A 19,526-nucleotide genomic window follows, 5' to 3' on the forward strand; every position below is an offset into this window, starting at 1 on the left:
CCGTGACGGACGACAGACGCCTGGCGCGCGACCCGATTGCCATCGTCGGGATGTCGGGCCTGCTGCCCAAGGCACGCAACCATCGAGAGTACTGGCAGAACATCGTCGACGGTGTCGACTGCACCGAAGACGTGCCCGCCTCGCGATGGAGCCTGGACGACTACTACGACGCCGATCCGGCGACGCCCGACAAGACCTACTCGCGACGCGGGGCGTTCCTGCCCGATGTCGACTTCGATCCGCTCGAGTTCGGGCTGCCGCCCAACCAGCTCGAGGTGACGAGCACCATGCAGACGCTCAGCCTCGGAGTGGCGCGCGACCTGCTTGCCGACGCGGGCGCGACCGGGTCGTCCTGGTACGACCCGGCGCGCACCGGCGTGGTGCTGGGCACCACCGGCCCGGTCCCGCTCATGCATCCCCTCGCGGCCCGGCTGTCGACGCCGGTGCTGAAGGAGGCCGCCCGCTCGGTGGGTCTGTCCGACGGTGACGCCGACGCCATCGCGGACCGCTTCGTCGCGGCTTTCGCTCCGTGGGAGGAGAATTCGTTCCCGGGCCTGCTCGCCAACGTGGTCGCGGGCCGGGTCGCCAACCGGCTCGGGCTGGGCGGCATGAACTGCACCGTCGACGCGGCCTGCGCGGCCTCGCTGGCGGCGATCCGCACGGCCATCGCCGAACTGCGCGACGGCCGCGCCGATCTGATGATCACCGGTGGCGTGGACACCGAGAACACCATCTTCATCTACATGTGTTTCAGCAAGGTCGGCGCGCTCTCGCACGGCGGCCGGATCAGCCCATTCGGCGCCGGCGCCGACGGAACGCTGCTGGGCGAGGGTATTTCGATGCTGGCGCTGCGCCGGCTCGAGGACGCCCGCCGCGACGGCAACCGCATCTACGCGGTGATCCGGGGCCTGGGCTCGTCCAGTGACGGCCGGGCCAAGAGCATCTACGCGCCGGTGGCCGAGGGCCAGCGGGTGGCGCTGGACCGCGCCTACGCCGACGCCGACTGCTCGCCGGCCGATGTCGAGCTCATCGAGGCGCACGCCACCGGCACCGCTGTCGGTGACAAGACCGAGTTGACCGCGCTCAAAGGGCTGCTGTCCGAGGCGACTCCCGAGGCCCGGTTCGCGGCGCTGGGCAGTGTGAAGTCCCAGATCGGACACACCAAGGGCGCGGCGGGCACCGCCAGCGTCATGAAGCTGGCGCTGGCGCTGCACCAGAAGGTGCTGCCGGGCACGATCAATGTCGACGCGCCCAATGCCGAGATCGCGTCCAGCACCGCGCCGTTCTACGTGAACTCACGCACCCGCCCGTGGATCCTGGACCCGCAGCGTCCCGTGCGCCGGGCCGCGGCCTCGGCAATGGGCTTCGGCGGCACCAACTTCCACCTGGTGCTCGAGGAGGCCGACAGCGAGCGGACTCCGCTGCTGCATCGCACGCCGCGCGCGCATCTGTGGCACGCGCCGGATGTGGCCGGCCTGATCGACGCGGTGCGCGGCACCGAGGGCACCGACGGTGGCGACATTCCCGAGCAGCACGCGCGCGTCGGCTTCGTCTCCCTCGACGACGACTCGGCCGCGGACCTGCGGGCGCTGGTGGTCGACGAGCTGGTGCGCAATCCCGAAGCGCCGCAGTGGGATCACCCCGAGGGCGTGTATTTCCGCGCCGCCGCGCTGCCCGACCGCAAGGTGGGCGCGCTGTTCGCCGGGCAGGGCAGCCAGTACGTCGACATGGGCGCCGATGCGGCACTGAACAATCCGCCGGTGGGCGCGGCGTTCGATGCGGCCAACGCCGCCTTCGCGCAGGCGCCGGTGCGGCTGGGCGCGGTGGTCTTCCCGCCGCCGGCGTTCGACGACGAGACGCGGGCCGAGCAGGACAATGCCCTGCGCCGTACGGAATTCGCGCAGCCGGCCATCGGCGCGCTGTCGGCCGGTCAGTTCCGGGTGCTGAGCGAGTTCGGCTTCCGGGCCGACGGCTACCTGGGGCACAGCTTCGGCGAGCTCACCGCGCTGTGGGCGTCCGGCGCGGTCGGCACCGAGGACTTCTTCACCCTGGCGCGGGCACGCGGCGCGGCCATGACGGTCCCCGAGGGCGTCGAGGCGGGCACCATGGTGGCCGTCGGCGCCGCGCGCGAGGAGATCGAGCAGGTCATCGCCGAGGTCGAGGACGTGTGGATCTGCAACCACAACGCCCCCGATCAGGTGGTGGTCGGCGGCGGCACCGAGGCGGTCGCCGCGGCCACCACGCTGTTCACCGAAAAGGGCTGGATCACCAGGGCGTTGCCGGTCTCCGGCGCCTTCCACACCCCGTACGTGGGGCATGCGGTGGAGGTGTTCGGCGCGGCGGTGGCCGAGGTGGAGATCGGGACGCCCGACGCCACCGTCTACGCCGATACCCGCGGCGCGTCCTACGGTGCGGACCTCGAGGCCAACCGGGCCACGCTGACCGCCCAGCTGAGCAATCCGGTCGAGTTCTACGACGCGCTCACCGCCATGCGGGCCGACGGCTGCACGGTGTTCGTCGAATTCGGTCCCAAGCAGGTGCTGACCTCATTGGCGCGGCGCACCTTCGGCGACGAGATCATCGCCATCGCCACGGATTCCGGTCCGATCGGCAACGGCGATCTGGCACTCAAGCGGGCCGCGGTGCGCCTGGCCGTGCTCGGCTTCGACCTGCGCGGCATCAACCGCTACGGTGCCGCCGAGCCCGCCGCCCCGGCCGCGAAACCCGCTATGGCGGTGAGCCTCTCGGCTCCCGAGTACGTTCCCGAGGCGCGCCGCAAGGCCTACGCCGCCGCCCTGTCGGAAAGCTACCAGCTCTCGGTCGCCGCCCCGGCCGCTGCCGCCCCGGCCCCCGCTCCCGTCGCCCTGGCGGCCCCCGTGGCTCCGGCCCCGGCCGCCCCGACCGGCAACGGTCATCACGCCAACGGCACCCATGCCCCCAGTACCCTGGAGAAACCCGTGACCGCGGAACCGCAGTACCGCATTCCCACGCCGGGCGCCCTGGACAGCGCGCTCGTGCAGCACCTGCACACCCACCGCCACTACCTCGACGGCCAGCTCGAACTGGCCCGCGATCTGGCGGGCGCGCTGCGCCACGGTCAGGTCGACGAACTGCTGGTCCGCGCCATCGAGGCGGTCAAGGACCACGGCGTCGCCATCAGCGAAAGCCATTCCCGCGCCGGTGATGTGGTCGCGCAGCTGGCCGAGCTGGAGGGCGGGTCCGGGGTGGCCCGCGCCCAGTCGATCCCGGTCTACGTCGAGTCTGCCGCGAGCAGCTCCGCACTGCCGCCGGCCGCCCTGGCCGCGCCCGCGCCCGCCCTGGCGGCTCCGGTCGCGGTGGCTCCGGTGGCCGCTCCGGCCGCCCCGGCGCAGCCGGAACCGGTTGCACCCGTGAGTGTTCCGGTGCAGCAGGCCGCTCCCGTCGAGCAGGCCGCCGCGGCGTTGTCCGCGGACGCGGTGCGTCAGGCGCTGCGTGAGGTGGTCGCCGACAAGACCGGCTATCCGGTCGAGATGGTCGACACCACGATGGATCTGGAGGCGGATCTGGGGGTGGATTCGATCAAGCGGGTCCAGGTGATCGGTGCTCTGCAGGAACGCTTCCCGGAGTTGCCGGTGCTCGGCCCGGAACAGCTGGGCACGCTGCGCACCCTGGACCAGGTGGTGGATGAGCTGGTCGCCGGTGAGACGGCCGCCGCCCCGGCTGCCGACTCGGCTCCGGACGCCGAGGCCGCGCCCGTCACCGACGGTGTCTCCGCCGACGCGCTGCGTCAGGCGCTGCGTGAAGTGGTCGCCGACAAAACCGGTTACCCGGTCGAGATGGTCGACACCACGATGGATCTGGAGGCGGATCTGGGGGTGGATTCGATCAAGCGGGTCCAGGTGATCGGCGCTCTGCAGGAACGCTTTCCGGAGCTCCCGGTATTGGGACCGGAGCAACTCGGCACGCTGCGCACACTCGACCAGATCGTGGGCGAGCTGGCCGGGGGTGATGTCCACCCAAAAGCTGAGGCCGCGGCCGAAACGCCGCGGCACGTCGTCGAACTCGTCGAGCTGCCGGCGGTGGATCCGGCCGTGGATCCCTACCGCCCGGCCGGGCACGCCGTGCTGGTGTGCCTGGACGAGTCGGCCGAAACCGATTGTGAGGCCATCGAGGAACTGCTGCGGGCCCGCAGCTGGTCGGTGCGTCGGGTGTCCGGCCCCGACGCGGTCACCGGCACCGGCCCGGTCGACGCCTGCGTCGTGGTCGCCGGTGTGGCGACCGAATGGGTGCGGGCACAGGCCATTCTGACCGACGCCATCCTGGTGGCCGGACAGGTGCTGCCCCGGTTGCGGGCGGCGACCGGCCGGGCCGGGTTCGCGACCATCACCCGGCTCGACGGCCACCTCGGCTTCCGCGGTGACGCGGAACCGGTGCCGGCCCTGCTGGGCGGCCTGGGCGGTCTGGTGAAAACCCTGGCCGCGGAACAGCCCGCGCTGTTCTGCCGGGCTCTGGACATCGACCCGCGAATACTGCCGCACCGGCTGGCCGAGGTCGTGCTCGAGGAGCTTTGTGACACCGCCGTCGATACTCCCGAGGTCGGCATCGACGCCGACGGCGTCCGCCGCACCCCGGTGCCGAGTCGGCACGACGCGGCTCGCACCGTGGAAATCATCCGCGCCGGAACAGATTTCGGTCCGTCCCTGCTGACGGCCGACGACACCCTGGTGGTGACCGGCGGGGCCCGCGGCGTCACCGCTACCTGCGTGCTCGAACTGGCCCGCACCAGTGAGTGCCGCTTCGTCCTGCTGGGCCGCACCGAGCTGACCGATGATCCGGACTGGGCCACCGGTGTGGCCGATGCCGATCTGAAGCCCGCCGCCGTGCGTGCTCTGGCCGGGGCCGGGGTCACCCCGCGCGATATCGACCGCACCTGCGGCGGGATCCGCGCGGTCCGTGAAATCCGTTCCACCCTGGCCGAACTCGGCGATCGGGCGGAATACCTCGCCGTCGACGCCACCGACACCGCGGCCCTGACCGCCGCGCTCGCGCCGTGGCGTGCCCCGGCGGCACCGAGTGTCGCCGACGCGGGGGAACCTGCGTCGGGCCAGGCGGCCTTCGCGCCGAACGCGGCGCGAAACGGCTCGAACGACAGCGGAACCTCACCGGTGGCCGCCGGTGTGCGGCGTGGCGCGATCACCGGTGTGGTGCACGGGGCCGGAGTACTCGCGGATTCACTCATTCCGGATAAGACGGCCGAGTCGATCGGGCGGGTGCTCGGGCCCAAACTGGCCGGGCTGGCCGCTGTGCTGGAGGCGGCCGGGGACGTCCGGCATCTGGTGCTGTTCACCTCGGTGGCCGGACTGTTCGGCAACACCGGGCAGGCCGACTACGCGGCGGCCAACGAGGCGCTGGGCCGGTTCGCGGTCAGCTGGGGCGCCCAGGACCCGGACCGCCGGGTCACCGCCCTGGACTGGGGCGCCTGGGACGGTGGCATGGTGACTCCCGAACTGCGGGAACACTTCCGGTCCCGCGGCGTGCCGCTGCTGGCGCCGGCCGCCGGCGCCGCCGCGTTCACCGCGCAGTTCTCGGCCGCCCGCCGTCCCGAACCGGTGCTGCTCATCGGTTCCGCCACCGCCCTTTCGGCGTCGAGCGTGGAGCCCGCACCGGTGCGGGCCCGCCGCGGGATCGTGGAACTGGTGACCGAGCCGGTGATCGAGGCGCACCGCATCGGTGAGCACATCGTGCTGCCGGCCACCTTCGGGCTGGGCGCCATGGTGAACCTCGCCGAACGTACCCGGCCGGGGCGGATGGTGGTGGGGGTGCGCGGCTTCCAGGTGCTCAAGGGCCTGGTGTTCGATCACCCGATCCCGAGCATCGAGGTGGAACTCGAGCCCGCCGACCCGGTGGACGGCCGGATCGCAATGCGGGCCACCGTCTTCGGTGAGGGCGCCGCCCGTTTCCGGGCCACCCTGCTACTCGGCGACGAGCCCGAAGCCGCTGCCCGGCAGCAGGTTCCGGTCGGTACCGGCAGTGACGCGAGCTATGTCTACCGCGACGGCATCCAGTTCCACGCGCCAGCCCTGCAGGGGCTGCGCGCGGTGCGGTCGGCGAGCGACGCGGCCATCGTCCTGGAATGCGCGCTGAGCGCGGATCCGGTGGCGCACGGCAGCTTCGCGAGCCGTCTGCACGATCCGGTCCAGGCCGATCTGCTCCTGCAGTCCCCGCTGGTGCTGGGACACCGGTTGCTCGGCGCGGCCTGCCTGCCGCTGGGCGTCGGCCGGATCGACTACCACCGCCCGCTGCCGGCGGGCGAGCGCTTCCTGGTGGTCGTCGACAACCCTCGGGCGAGCCGGATGGAAGCCCTGATCGACTCGACCGCACTGGCCCTCGACGGCACGGTGCTGCAACGGTTCTCGGATGTCGCCGTGCTCACGACACCCGATCTGACGGAGAAGTTCCAGACCTCGGTGAGGGGGTGGACGGCATGACAGTTCTCGACTTCGACGGCATCGCCTTCGATCCGACGGGCACCCGGCCGCAGGCCGCGGCAGCGCCCACTACGGCGGCGGCGCCCGCCGCGCCGGAGCAGGTGACGCCGGTTGCGCCGCAGGCGATTTCGGCGCTCGCCCCGGTGCACGCGCCGCAGTCCGACGCCGGGCCGGTGCATCCGGTCGCGGCGGACGCGATCGCCGCCATCCGGGCCGGCGTCATCGAGGCGCACCGTGCGGCGCTGACCGCGCAGACGGCGCTGCAGCGGGAGGTGTGGCGACGGGCCCGTGCCGCGACCGTCGGCGCCGAGGACGCCAGCCACGCTGTGTCGGCGGCAGCCGCGGCAGTTCCGGCCGGTGCGCAGCAGGCTCCGGTCCCGCCGAGCACTCCGGTGTTCCTCGCCCCCGAGGGCGCCTTCAAGCCCCTGGCCCGCACCGCGGTGTCGCGGCTGGACCGGGCGGCGCTCGAGCGGCTGGCCGCCGGAGAGCTGAGCGCGGTGTTCGGCCGCACGCATCAGCGCACCGGCGTCGAGGTGACGGCCCGGCTGGCGGCCACCACGCCGCTCACCCTCACCGAGATCGAGTCGATCGAGGTGTACGGCGGCACCGGCAACGGTCGCGTGCTGGCCCGCTTCGACGGGGATCCGCGGGCGGCCGCCCTGCAGGCTGCCGAGGTGTTCGCCCTGTACACCGGGATGCCGCTGTGCCTGTCGGGCAGCACACTCACCGGCGGCGTCGGGGAGACCGAGGCCGGATTCGGCAGCGGCATCCTGGATCTGGTGGTGGACCGGCTCGATCTGGTGCCGCGCCCGTTCCTGCAGGCGACCGCCACCCTCGACGGCGGCGCGGCCCTGGCCGTCACCGTGATGGTGGCCGAGCGGCTCGGCGCCGAGGTCGGCCCGGGCCAGGCGGTGCCACGGGTGCTGCTCAACGAGTTCCACATGGCGCACCTGGCGCGCGGCGACCAGGCCATCGCCATGGGCCCGGAATTCGCCGAGTACACCGGCGTGCGGGCGACCCGCCTGCCCACCGGCGGACTGCTGCTGGTGGATCGGGTGCTGCGCTTCGACGGCGAACGCGGCAACCTCGAATCCGCTTCGTACGACACCGAATACGATTCACCGGCCGACTCCTGGTACTACGGCGACACCGCCAACGACTCCATGCCTCACTTCGTCTACATGGAGACCTCGCTGCAGGCGGCGCTGCTCATGGGCTACTACGCGGGGCCGACGCTGACCCAGCCGGGTACCACCCTGAGCCTGCGCAACCTGGGCGGCACCGCGACAGTGCTGCGGCAGGTCGACCTGCGCGGCAAGACGATTCAGCAATCCTCGCGGCTACTGTCGACCACCATCCTGCCGGGTTCCTCGCTGCAGACCTTCGACTACACCCTCAGCGTCGACGGTGAGCCGTTCTACCGCGGCGAGACCATGTTCGGCTACTTCAGCGATCAGGCGTTGGGCAACCAGACCGGTCTCGACGCCGGAAAGTACGTGCCGAGCTGGCTGTCGGAGCATCCCGGGGCCGCCCCGCGCGTCATCGACGTGGCCGCGCGCCGCGCCGATCCCGCGTCGCCGGCCTGCTCGCGACGCAAGCTGGCGCTCATCGACCGGGTCGAGGTGGTCGACGAGGGCGGCAACTACGGTGCGGGCTACCTGCGTTCGCTGCGCACCATCGATCCGCAGGACTGGTTCTTCGCCCGGCACTTCCACCTGGACCCGGTGATCCCGGGTTCGCTGGGCGTCGAGTCGGTGATCCACGCCGTGCAGGAGTGGATGCTCGACGCCGGATTCGCCGACGGCATGGCCGATCCGGTGTTCCGGATTCCCCGCGACATCGCCTTCAGCTGGCGCTACCGCGGCCAGTTCCTGCCCACCGACGGCACCGTCGAGCTCGAGGCGCACATCAAGTCGGTGCACCGCGGGCCGCACGGCGCGACCGTCGTGGTGGACGGCTCGCTGTGGAAGCCGGGCCTGCGCATCTACGAGCTGATCGACCTGGCCATCGAACTCGCCGACCGAAAGGCGCTGTCGTGACCACCCTCCGGAATCCGGCCGCCGACACGGCCGAGGAGATCGCCGCGCTGCTCGGCGACCTGGACCGCCCGTGCTGGATCATCCGGCACGACGGCCGGGTCGCCGCCACCGCCGACGAGGGTCTGGCCGCCCGCGGCGGGATTCTCGCGGCGGTGGGGCCGCTGCCCCCGGAACGACTGGGCGACAGCGCCTTCCGTGCCACCCACGGGGTCCGGGCCGCCTACGCGGCCGGGGCCATGGCCAACGGCATCGCCTCGCCCGAACTGGTGATCGCCATGGCCGAGGCGGGTTACCTGGCCAGCTATGGCGCGGCCGGGGTGCCGCCGGCCGGGGTGGAGGTCGCCCTGGCCGAGCTGTCCGCCCGGCTGCGCGGAAAGCCCTACGCCGTCAACCTGATCCACAGCCCGTCGGAGCCCGCCCTGGAACGCGCCATCGTCGATGCCTGCCTGCGCCACGACGTGCGGTGCGTGGAGGCCTCGGCGTTCATGGACCTCACCGCCGAGGTGGTGCGCTACCGGGCGGCCGGGCTCGCGGTGAATCCGCAGGGCGGCATCGAGATCCGGCACCGGATCATCGCCAAGGTGTCGCGCGTCGAGGTGGCCGAGCTGTTCCTGCGGCCCGCGCCGCAGCGACTGGTGACGCCGCTGGTCGAGAGCGGCCGCATCACCGCCGCCCAGGGTGATCTGGTCACCAGGGTGCCGATGGCCGACGACATCACCGCGGAGGCAGATTCCGGCGGCCACACCGACCGCCGCCCGCTGGTGGTGTTGCTGCCCGAGCTCATCGCCGCCCGCGACCGCGTCGCGGGCACCGTGCCGGCCGCCGCGACGGTCCGCATCGGCGCGGCCGGCGGCATCGGCACCCCCGACGCCGCCGCGACCGCCTTCGCCATGGGGGCGGCCTACATCGTGACCGGTTCGGTGAATCAGTCCGCGCGCGAGGCACAGCAGTGCGAGGCCACCAAGCGGCTGCTGGCCACCGCGCAGTTCGCGGACTGCGTGATGGCGCCGTCCTCGGACATGTTCGAACTCGGCGTGCAGGTGCAGGTGCTGCGGCGCGGCACCATGTTCGCCACCCGCGCGCAGCGCCTCTACGACCTCTACCGGGCCTACGACGGCATCGACTCCATCCCGGCCGAGGTCCGGGCCGATCTGGAGGCGACCCTGTTCCGCCGTCCGTTGCGGACCGTGTGGCAGGACTGCGTGGCCTTCTTCACCGAACGCGATCCCGCGCAGCTGGTTTCGGCCGAACGTGATCCGAAGGCGCGGATGGCGTTGATCTTCCGCTGGTATCTCGGCCTGTCTTCGGGCTGGAGCATCCGCGGTGAGGCCGAGCGGGTGGCCGACTACCAGATCTGGTGCGGCCCGGCCATGGGCGGGTTCAACACCTGGGCGGCGGGCACCTATCTGGCCGAGCCCGCCAATCGCGCGGTCGCCGATATCGCCGATCAGCTCATGACCGGGGCGGCCTACCTGACCCGCGTCGCGCAGCTGCGCACCGCCGGGGTGCGGCTTCCGGCCGCGGTCGCCCGGTACCTGCCTCGTCCGATGGAGGAGCGATGACCATTCTCGACACCGGCACCTCGGCCGGCACCACCTGGATGGTGTGCCCCGGGTGCGCGGCCATGATCTACGTCAAACGCTACGAACGCGGCGACCGGGTGTGCCCGGAATGCGACAGCCACGGCATGCTCACCGCCCCGCAGCGGATCGAGCTGCTGCTGGACCAGGACAGCGCCGTGCCCCTCGCCTACGCGGCGACCGTGCCGGACCCGCTGATCTTCACCGACTCCCGCCCCTACCCGGACCGGCTGGCCGACGCCCGCCGCCGGACCGGGCTGGACGAGGCCGTGGCATGCGTGCGCGGCACGCTCGGCGGGGTGCCGGTCGTGGTGGCCGCCATGGACTTCCGGTTCCTGGGCGGCAGTCTCGGCAGTGCGGTCGGCGAGGCGGTGACCACGGCCGCGGAAGTCGCACTGGCCGAACGCCGGCCGCTGATCCTGGTCACCGCCTCGGGCGGGGCGCGGATGCAGGAGGGCATCGTCGCCCTCATGCAGATGGCCAAGACCAGCGACGCGCTGCGCCGTCTCGACGACGCGGGCGTGCTGACCGTCTCGGTCATCACCGATCCCACCTACGGCGGTGTCGCGGCCTCCTATGCCACCTCCACCGACGTGATCATCGCCGAACCCGGTGCGCGCCTGGGGTTCGCGGGCCCCCGCGTCATCCGCCAGACCATCGGCCAGACGCTGCCCGCCGGGTTCCAGACCGCGGAATTCCTGCTCGAGCACGGCGTCGTCGACATGATCTGCCACCGGTCGGCGCTGCGCGACCGGCTGATCCGGCTGGTGGGCATGACCGTTCGCCCGGCGCGGCCGTACGCCAACGACGCCGAGGCGGTGTTCACCGATCCGGCCGCGCTGGCACCCGCCGACCCGTGGGAGCGGGTGCGGGCGGCCAGGCGGCTCGGCCGGCCCACGACCTTCGATCACATCGCCGGGGCCTTCGAGGAGTTCGTCGAGCTGCACGGTGACCGCCTCGCCGCCGACTGCCCGGCCATGGTGGCCGGACTCGCGCGCCTCGACGGGGTGCCCGTCGCGGTGATCGGCACCCAGAAGGGCCATACCGCAGCCGAACTGGCCGCGCACAACTTCGGCATGCCGACGCCGCCGGGCTACCGCAAGGCCGCGCGCGTGCTGCGGCTGGCGGCCAAGCTCGGCCTGCCGGTCGTCACCCTCATCGATACCGCCGGCGCCTACCCGGGTATCACCGCCGAGGAGCAGGGGCAGGCGGTGGCCATCGCCGAGAACCTGAAACTGCTTGCCGGACTGCCGGTTCCGGTGGTCGCCGTGATCACCGGTGAAGGCGGTAGCGGGGGAGCGCTGGCGCTGGCGGTCGCCGACCGGGTTCTGATCTGCGAGAACGCCGTCTACTCGGTGATCAGCCCCGAGGGGTGCGCGTCCATCCTCTGGCAGGACGCCGCCGCCGCGCCCCGTGCCGCACAGGCGCTGCGGGTGGACGCCGCCGCCCTGCTCGAACTCGGCATCGCCGACGCGGTCATCCCCGAACCCGAGGGTGGTGCGGATCGGCAACCGGCCGCCGCCACCGCGCTGCTGCGCCGTGCGCTGCGGCAGGCGGTGCACGAACTGCGGGCCTGGTCCGCGTCCGACCTGCGCGCCCACCGGCACGCACGCTTCCGAGCCTTCGGCGTCGCCCGAAACGATCTGCAGGAGAACCGATGACCGACAACGGCAGCACCCTCGTTCGTCCCGATAGCACCTCGTCCGCGTCCGGCGCCGCTGTGGTGAGCGCCGCCGAGGCCGACCACAGCCTCGCGGTCCTGGCCCGGCACACCCTGGCTGTCCGCGCGGGCATCGTGCCCGCTCCCACCACGGTGATCGTGGCCAACGGGCCCGTGGTCCTGCACGTGAGCTGGGACGGCGGCCGCACCGACGGCGCGGCGGTGGCGCAGCCCGCCGGGACCGTTCAGCCCGCAGTGGCCGTCGCGGCCGCGCCGGAGGCGGGCGCGACCGCCGCGCGACCGGAAAATGGTTCGCAGACAGCGATATTCACTCTGAACGCCGAAACCGTCGGCGTCTTCTACCGGTCGCCCGAGCCCGGTGCCGCGCCCTTCGTCGCCGAGGGCGACCCGGTGCGCGCCGGTCAGCAGGTGGCCATCATCGAGGCCATGAAGCTCATGATCCCGGTGACCGCGGATCGCGAGGGTGTGGTGGCCGAATTCCGGGTCGAGGACGGCGAATCCGTGGAGCACGGGCAGCCGCTGATCGTCTTCGAGGTGCTGCGGTGAGCCCGGTCGCCGGGGTGACGCGGCCCATCCGCAAGCTGGTGGTGGCGAATCGGGGCGAGATCGCGGTGCGGATCATCCGCACCTGCGCCGAGCTCGGAATCACCACCGTGGCAGTGCATTCGGCCGCCGACCGGGATTCGCTCGCGGTGCGGATGGCCGACGAGTCGGTGCAGATCGGTCCCGGCCCGGCCAAGCGCAGCTACCTGTACGTGCCCGCGATCATCGAGGCCGCCCGCGCCACCGGCGCCGACGCTGTCCACCCGGGCTATGGATTCCTTTCGGAGAACCCCGATTTCGCCGAGGTCTGCGAGGCCGAGGGCCTGGTGTTCGTCGGCGCCCCGGCCGCGGTAATGGCCCGGCTGGGCGACAAGTCCACCGCCCGCGCCCTGATGGCCGACGCGGGCCTGCCGCTGCTGCCCGGCAGCCGCGACCCGGTCGACACCGTCGACGAGGCCCGGGATCTGGCCGGCGACATCGGATACCCGGTGATCCTCAAGGCGGTGGCCGGTGGCGGCGGCCGCGGCATGCGGGTGGTCCGCGATCCGGGCGACTTCGCGACCGCCTGGCAGCAGACCCGCGCCAACGCGACCGCCGTCTTCGGCGACGGCCGTCTCTACGTGGAGCGTTATCTCGAACCGGCCCGCCACGTGGAGGCCCAGATTCTGGCCGACACGCACGGCCGGGTGGTGCATTTGGGCCTGCGCGACTGCTCGCTGCAGCGCCGGCACCAGAAGCTGGTGGAGGAGGCGCCCGCCCCCGGGCTCTCCGACGAGCTGGCCGAGCGGATCGGCGCGGCGGCCGTGCGCGGCGCCGAGGCGGCCGGGTACGTCGGTGCGGGCACGGTCGAATTTCTGCTCGACGGGGACGGGCAGTTCTACTTCATGGAGGTGAACTGCCGTCTGCAGGTGGAACATCCGGTCACCGAGATGATCACCGGCATCGACCTGGTGGCCGAGCAGTTGCGGATCGCGGCGGGGGAGCGGCTGACCGTCGAGTCCGGCGGGAATCCGCGCGGCGTGGCCATGGAGTGCCGCGTCAATGCCGAGGATCCGGAGCGGGAATTCGCCCCGGCCCCGGGCACTCTCACCGAATGCGTGCTGCCGGGCGGCCAGTTCGTCCGGGTCGACAGTCACATCTCGCAGGGCTATTCCATTCCGCCGCACTATGATTCGCTACTGGAGAAAGTCGTGGTGTGGGCTCCCGACCGGGCCGCAGCCATCGACCGCATGCGGCGCGCGCTCGCGGAGACCCGCATTCGCGGCGCCGGTGTCGCCACCACGGCGGAATTCCTGCACGACGTGCTGGATCATCCCCGCTTCCGGGCCGCCGCCCACGACACGGCGTTGATCGGTTCGCTCACCGGTCCGGTGGGGGCGCGGGCATGATGGAGGGCGGCCGCCCGCAACGCGAAGGAGCCCGCGCAGATGACCGTCGACGCCTGGGCGCAGCATCCCACCGCCCGCTTTCTCGCCCATGACATGTTCGACTCGCTGCGGCGGTGGACCGATGCCATCCCTGCCGGTGAGATCCCGCTGAAATCGACGCTCGCCGCCATGGACGCGGCGGGCGTCGACCACGCCCTCCTGTCCGCCTGGTGCGCCCCGGAGGGCATCCTCATCTCCAATGACGAGGTCGCCGCCTGGGTCGCCGAAGCGCCCGACCGGTTCTCCGGCATCGCATCGGTCGACCTGCGCCGGCCGATGACGGCGGTCCGCGAGCTACGCCACCGAGTCCAGGACCAAGGTTTCAGAGCGCTGCGCGTACTGCCCTGGCTGTGGGAGGTCCCACCCACCGACGCCCGCTTCTACCCGCTGTACGCCGCCTGCGTCGACCTCGGCATCCCCTTCTGCACCCAGGTCGGACACACCGGCCCCCTGCGGCCATCGGAGACGGGCCGCCCGATTCCCTACATCGACCGGATAGCCCTCGACTTCCCCGAACTGACCATCGTGTGCGGCCACGTCGGCTACCCGTGGACCGAGGAGATGATCGCAGTCGCCCGCAAACACCCGGGCGTAGTCATCGACACCTCCGCCTACACCACCAAACGCCTACCGCCAGAGCTGATCTCGTACATGAAGACCCGCAGCGGCCGCCGGAAGGTGCTGTTCGGCACCAACTATCCGATGATCTTCCCCGGCCACGCCCTGGCCGGCCTGGACGACCTGGCCCTGGACGACGAAACCCGCACCCTCTACCTGGACGGCAACGCCCGCCGCATCTTCGGACTGTGACGGCTTTCGGCGCCGCGCCACCGCACCCGCATCAATGCCCCCGGAATTCAGGGCAGTCCACATTTGTGAAATCGTCCTGTTTCACCGTTTCGGGCATCTAACTTCAATCGACCTGACTGAAAACGATTGGGGTTATCCATGAATGTGACGACCGGGACATGGCACCGGACCAGCTGGGCGGCAACGGTTTCCGTCCTTGCCGCGGCCTTGACCGTGGTGGCTGTGCCGGCGGGGTCTGCGGAGGCGATCCATCCCGCCGCAGCGTCGACCGGCTCGGCCGACGCAGGCAACTTCGAGATCGACGGCGGTCCGCAGGCCTATTTCGTGGGGTCGACCTACAACCTCGATGCCAATATGGGCGCGTCGAATATGTATGACACCCCGACGATCAGCTTCTACGACAACGGCACGTGTGTCGGCAGCACCATGCTGGTGCCCACGGGCGGCCAGTTTCCGAGGTTCACGAGGATGCCCTGGGTTCCGACCACCGCCGGCACCCATACGCTCCAGGCAAAGACGGGTTTCATCTCGAAGGAACTCGTCGTGACGATCCAAGCCGCCCCCGCGGGAACCACGCCCGACCCACAGCCAACCCACGACCCCTGCGGAGGCCTCGGCTCCGGCAGCGCGGGACTCTGAGCCCGAGAACGACTGGGGTTCTTCGCCGGATGGAGTCCTACCAAGGTCCGGCGGCGATGATGCCAGCCGACTCCGCACCTCATGTACGCGCTCAAAGAGATGTTGCGATATCCGCCTGCACCGCAAGCATGAACGCGCACAGTCGATGGTCTGATCACGCACTGTTGGTGAGGAACTGGCGGATTACGCACGATTCGTAGCCAATAGTGCGTGATTACACCGGTTGTGCCGCACTCTGCCTACATGGCCTACCCGGGTTCGGACCTGAGCCCTCGGCGGGTCGTCCCGGACACTCGGTTGGCATGGGCCGGCTTCCCCCGGCAGGCCTACTTGAGGCCTGAGCGGACGAAGGCATTCACGATGTGTCGTTGCAGGACCAGGTAGAGCAGCAGGACTGGGAGGCAGGCCAGGCCGGCCACTGCCATCAGGGGGCCCCATTGGTCGCCCTCGGTGCCCATGAAGCTGCGCAGGCCCAGTTGCAGGACGGAGTTGGAGCGGCGGAGGACTACTGCGGGCCAGAAGTATTCGTTCCAGGCGTTGATGAACAGGAGAATTCCCAACGCTGCCAGAGCGGGTCGCAGGTTCGGGACCACTACCGTCCACAGGATCGACCAGGACGAGCGGCCGTCGATGCGGGCCGCGGCCACCAGCTCCTTGGGGAAGGCGGCCAAGTGCTGGCGCAGGAGCAGCACGGCCAATGCCGAGCACAGGGTGGGCAGTACTGCGCCGACCAGGGTGTCGAGTAGGCCCAGGCGGGTCAGAAGGATGTAGTTGGGCAGCATGCTGACCTGGAACGGGACCAGCCAGGTGCCGACGAAAGCCAGGTACAGCAGCCGCTGGAAGCGGAAGGTGTACAGGCCGAAGGCGTACGCGGCGAGCAGGGCGATGAGCAGCTGACCCGACGCCGAGAGTGCCGCCACCACAAAGGTATTGAGGACCAGCCGGGGGATGTCGAGCTGGTGGGCGGCGTCGGTGAAGTTCGACAGCGATAGCGGCCAGGGCAGCGGTGACAGGGAGGTGACGTCCTCGGGCCGGCGCAGCGCGGTCGCGAAGAGCCAGTAGATGGGGAAGACGCACACGACGGCCGTGCCCGCCAGCAGCACGTGGCCGCCGGCGGAGCGCAGCCGGTCGGGCAGGGAGGTGTCAGTCATCGTGGAAGGCAACCTTTTCCGAGATCCAGACCAGGCCCGCGGCTACCACACCGAATCCGAGGAACAGCAGCACACCCGCCGCGGCGCTGAGGCCGGCGTCGAAGCTGTGGAACGCGTATTCGTAGAGCAGGTAATAGATGTTGGTGGTGGACTGCGCCGGGCCGCCCTGGGTCATGGTGTCGATGAGCGGGAAAGTCAAGGTGGGACTGAGCAATACGGTGGTCAGCACCAGGAACAGCACGGTGGGGGACAGCAGCGGCAGGGTGATCCAGCGGCGGATCTGCCTTGGGGAGGCCCCGTCGACGCTGGCGGCCTCGTCGTAATCGCCGCTGATACCGGCCAATCCGGCCCACACCACCAGCACGGCGAATCCGAGCAGCTGCCAGCCGGTGATGCCGACGATCACCCACTGCGCGGTCTGCGCGTCGTAGACCCAATTGCGTTGCGAGCCCACGACACTGTCCACGAAACCGGTGCGCGGGTGCAGCAGCCACCGCCACACCGCGGCCACCGCCACGGGCGCCACCAGGAACGGCGCGAAGATCAGCGCGTGATAGACGGTCCGGGCACGCGGGCCCACCCGCCGGCTGGCCAGCGCGATCAGCACCGGCAGCGCGACCGTGAACGGCAGCAGCCCGGCGATCATCCAGACGGTGCGGCGCACGGAGGCCCAGAACGCCGGAAGATCCACCAGCCGTTCGTAATTCGCCATCCCAACCGGCCGCATGGGCTGGGTCGGAAGCAGATTCCAGGAGTAGGTCGACAGTTGCAGGGCCTGCACCAGCGGCTGGTAGGTCCACACCACCAGCAGGAACAGCGCGGGCGCGAGATACAGATACGGTGTGGCGCCGCGCAGTACGCGGCGCAGCAGGGCGCGGTGCGGTCGCGCCGCCGGTGTCGCGGCGATCACCGGCGGCGCGTCCTGTTCGGGGACTGTGACGAACACCGGTCAGCCGGCCTCCGCCGCGAGAGCGGCCAGCCGCTCCTGCACCTCGGTGTCGGCTTTGTCGTAGATCCGGGTGCCCGGGCCCGCCTCGACCGCGGTCGCGATGACCGCCGTGCCGACCACATCGAGCCGGGTGAAACCGGATCCGACGAAACCCTGCTGCCGGCCCGCCGGCGCCATGGCGTCGATGCGGTAGGCCAGCGCCGGGCCGACCCAGACCGGGACCCCGGCCAGCACCGACGCCGCGGTCATGTGGTTGTGCCCGCACAGGATCATGCGCACGTCGGTGCCGGAGATCACCTCGGCCAGCTGATCCGCGTTCTGCAGCTTGAGGAACTCCGCGGCCGGGATGGCCGAGGGCAGCGGCGGATGGTGCAGCACCAGCACGCTGCCGCGCGACGCGGGGTGGCGCAACTGCTCGGCCAGCCAGGCCAGCTGCTCGGGTTCGAGACGGCCGTCGTGGCGTCCTGGCGTGGTGGTGTCCAGGCCGATGAGCCGCAGGCCGTCGACCTCGATGACCCGATCGTGCGGCAGCGCGGTGTCGACCGTGCCGGGTTCGAGACCGAGCAGCTCCACGCCGAAAGCATCGCGCTCGTCATGGTTTCCCATCACGTACAGCACCCGGGCGCCGAGTTCGGCCGCCACCGGCTCGACGGCCTCGCGCAGCCGCCGGTACGCCTCGGGCGAGCCGTTGTCGGTGAGGTCGCCGGAGAGCAGCAACGCGTCGATGCGCTGCCCGCCGGTGCGCAGCCGATTCAGGACGTGCAGCAGCGTGGCATGGGTGTCGATGGTGTCGAGGACCTGCTCACCGGCGGGGCGCAGGTGGGTGTCGGTGAGTTGGACGAGAATCAGATCGTTCATGAGGCCGGCATCAGTTTGGCGCCCTCGATGCGGGCGGCGGTGAGAGTGGACTGGGCGTCCTTGCCCTGGAACACGATCGACTCGACGGCGTCCATCATGCCGTCGCGGATCTGCAGATAGTCGTTGCCCGGCATGGAAACCCACGGTTCCATGGTGGCCAGCTGCGCGATGTTCGGCGCCAGCAGCGGGTTCTGGGTGGCCCACGAACCCAGCACGGCCGGATCGGTCACCATCTCCGAACGCAGCGGCAGGTAGCCGATGTTCTGTGCGATCTTCATGTAGGACTGCTCGCTGGTGAGGAACTTGATCAGCTCCCAGCCGGCGCGCTGCTTGACCGGGTCATTGGTCAGAATATGAAGTCCCGCACCGGAATTGGTGGGCACCGGCGGCTTGTCGCCGAAGCGCGGCATGGCGGCCGAACGCAGGTCCCACTTGTCCTTGGCGCCCGCCACGAACGTGCCCTGGATGGCGCTGGTCTCGAGGATCATGCCGATCTCGCCGCGCGCGAACGCCTCGTAGCCCTGCTTCTGCGCCAGCTTCGGCATGGAACCGGAGTTGACCAGATCCTGGGCCATCTTGGTGACCTCGACGCTCGGGGCGTCGGCATAGGTGAGGGTGCGGCGATCGTCGGAGATGACCCGTCCGCCGTCGGACCGCACCATCGACTGGAAGCACCAGTCCTTGGCGGCCTTGGTCAGGCAGTCCAGGTACACGCCGCCCTGACCGGTCTTCGCGGTGATCGCCTTGGCGTCGTCGGCGACCTGCTGCCAGGTGGTCGGCGGCTTGGCCGGATCCAGCCCGGCCTGGCTGAACAGGCTCGCGTTGTAGTAGAGCACCGGGGTAGAGAACACGAACGGGACACCGTAGGTGTGGCCGTCCCAGTCGTCGAGGGTGCGGGCGCGCGGGTGGAAGTGGAACTTCTCACCGTCGAAGTTCTGCTGCACCGCCTGCTTGCCGAACAGCGTGTCGAGCGGTTTGGCGCCCAGCTGGTGGATGGTGAAATCGAGGTCGCTGAAACCCAATTGGGCGACATCCGGCGGGTGCCCGGCCACCATCTGGTTCTGGATGCTCGAGATGGTGTCGGTGGCGGGGTTGGGGCTGTTGCCCTGCGGCTTCTGCGCGGTCACCGTGATGTTGGGGAACTTCTTGGAGAAGTCGGCGATCAGGGCGTTGAAGGTGTCGGTCCAGGCGCCGGCGAGCCCGTAGTTGTAGGACTCGAAGACGATCGAGACCTTCTGATCGGGGCGTAGTTCGGGGACCTGCGCCGTGGAGGTGGCGTCGGTGGCGGTGGTACCGCTCAGCCCGCAGCTGGTCAGCGCGAGACAGGCGGCGAACACCATGCCCAGGACGGGGCCGGTGCGTTTCACGGGTCTTCTCCTCAT

The 19,526-nt window shown here is 70.8% G+C and carries 12 protein-coding genes; 8 read left to right on the forward strand and 4 right to left on the reverse strand.

Annotation, left to right across the window (positions count from 1 at the left end; translation table 11 throughout):
- The first annotated feature begins 2 nt into the window (after window positions 1–2).
- The 8 genes from ON33_RS08420 (at window position 3) to ON33_RS08455 (ending at window position 15,186) form a co-directional block, all read left to right on the forward strand.
- Window positions 3–6,467: a type I polyketide synthase gene (locus ON33_RS08420; RefSeq protein WP_051151806.1), complete on the forward strand. Its 6,465-nt coding sequence runs from the start codon at window positions 3–5 to the stop codon at window positions 6,465–6,467.
- The gene (locus ON33_RS08425) at window positions 6,464–8,506 is read left to right on the forward strand and encodes a hotdog family protein (protein ID WP_040857456.1); all 2,043 of its coding nucleotides are present in this window, start codon (window positions 6,464–6,466) and stop codon (window positions 8,504–8,506) included. Before ON33_RS08420 ends, ON33_RS08425 begins: the two co-directional genes overlap by 4 nt.
- Window positions 8,503–10,068: a PfaD family polyunsaturated fatty acid/polyketide biosynthesis protein gene (locus ON33_RS08430; RefSeq protein WP_040857197.1), complete on the forward strand. Its 1,566-nt coding sequence runs from the start codon at window positions 8,503–8,505 to the stop codon at window positions 10,066–10,068. The genes ON33_RS08425 and ON33_RS08430 overlap by 4 nt, the downstream gene beginning before the upstream one ends.
- Window positions 10,065–11,747, forward strand: coding sequence for an acetyl-CoA carboxylase carboxyl transferase subunit (locus ON33_RS08435; RefSeq protein WP_040857198.1), 1,683 nt, complete (start codon window positions 10,065–10,067; stop codon window positions 11,745–11,747). Before ON33_RS08430 ends, ON33_RS08435 begins: the two co-directional genes overlap by 4 nt.
- The gene (locus tag ON33_RS38070; protein ID WP_051151807.1) at window positions 11,744–12,313 is read left to right on the forward strand and encodes an acetyl-CoA carboxylase biotin carboxyl carrier protein; all 570 of its coding nucleotides are present in this window, start codon (window positions 11,744–11,746) and stop codon (window positions 12,311–12,313) included. The genes ON33_RS08435 and ON33_RS38070 overlap by 4 nt, the downstream gene beginning before the upstream one ends.
- Window positions 12,310–13,698 (forward strand): acetyl-CoA carboxylase biotin carboxylase subunit, encoded by a 1,389-nt coding sequence (locus tag ON33_RS08445; RefSeq protein ID WP_245550393.1) that lies wholly within the window; start codon window positions 12,310–12,312, stop codon window positions 13,696–13,698. Before ON33_RS38070 ends, ON33_RS08445 begins: the two co-directional genes overlap by 4 nt.
- A 39-nt stretch (window positions 13,699–13,737) precedes the next feature.
- On the forward strand, window positions 13,738–14,547 hold the full coding sequence (locus tag ON33_RS08450; RefSeq protein ID WP_040857199.1) for an amidohydrolase family protein: 810 nt from the start codon (window positions 13,738–13,740) through the stop codon (window positions 14,545–14,547).
- 138 nt (window positions 14,548–14,685) lie between these two features.
- A complete protein-coding gene (locus tag ON33_RS08455; RefSeq protein WP_040857200.1) occupies window positions 14,686–15,186 on the forward strand; it encodes a hypothetical protein in 501 nt (166 codons plus the stop codon).
- A 326-nt stretch (window positions 15,187–15,512) separates the two neighbouring features.
- Here ON33_RS08455 and ON33_RS08460 read toward each other — a convergent pair whose 3' ends face one another.
- Genes ON33_RS08460 through ON33_RS08475 form a run of 4 tightly spaced genes read right to left on the reverse strand, consistent with a single transcriptional unit; the run spans window position 15,513 to window position 19,511 of the window.
- Window positions 15,513–16,337 carry a carbohydrate ABC transporter permease gene (locus ON33_RS08460; protein WP_051151808.1) on the reverse strand — a complete coding sequence of 275 codons (825 nt, stop codon included), beginning with the start codon at window positions 16,335–16,337 and terminating at the stop codon, window positions 15,513–15,515.
- Window positions 16,330–17,283, reverse strand: a complete 954-nt coding sequence (locus ON33_RS08465) for a carbohydrate ABC transporter permease (protein WP_040857201.1) — start codon at window positions 17,281–17,283, stop codon at window positions 16,330–16,332. Before ON33_RS08465 ends, ON33_RS08460 begins: the two co-directional genes overlap by 8 nt.
- A gap of 3 nt (window positions 17,284–17,286) precedes the next feature.
- Entirely contained in the window at window positions 17,287–18,144 is an 858-nt protein-coding gene (locus ON33_RS08470) for a metallophosphoesterase (protein ID WP_040857202.1), read from the reverse strand.
- On the reverse strand, window positions 18,141–19,511 hold the full coding sequence (locus ON33_RS08475; protein WP_245550395.1) for an ABC transporter substrate-binding protein: 1,371 nt from the start codon (window positions 19,509–19,511) through the stop codon (window positions 18,141–18,143). The genes ON33_RS08470 and ON33_RS08475 overlap by 4 nt, the downstream gene beginning before the upstream one ends.
- Between the last annotated feature and the right edge of the window lie 15 nt (window positions 19,512–19,526).

The sequence above is a fragment of the Nocardia niigatensis NBRC 100131 genome, assembly GCF_000308655.1.
Lineage (GTDB): Bacteria > Actinomycetota > Actinomycetes > Mycobacteriales > Mycobacteriaceae > Nocardia > Nocardia niigatensis.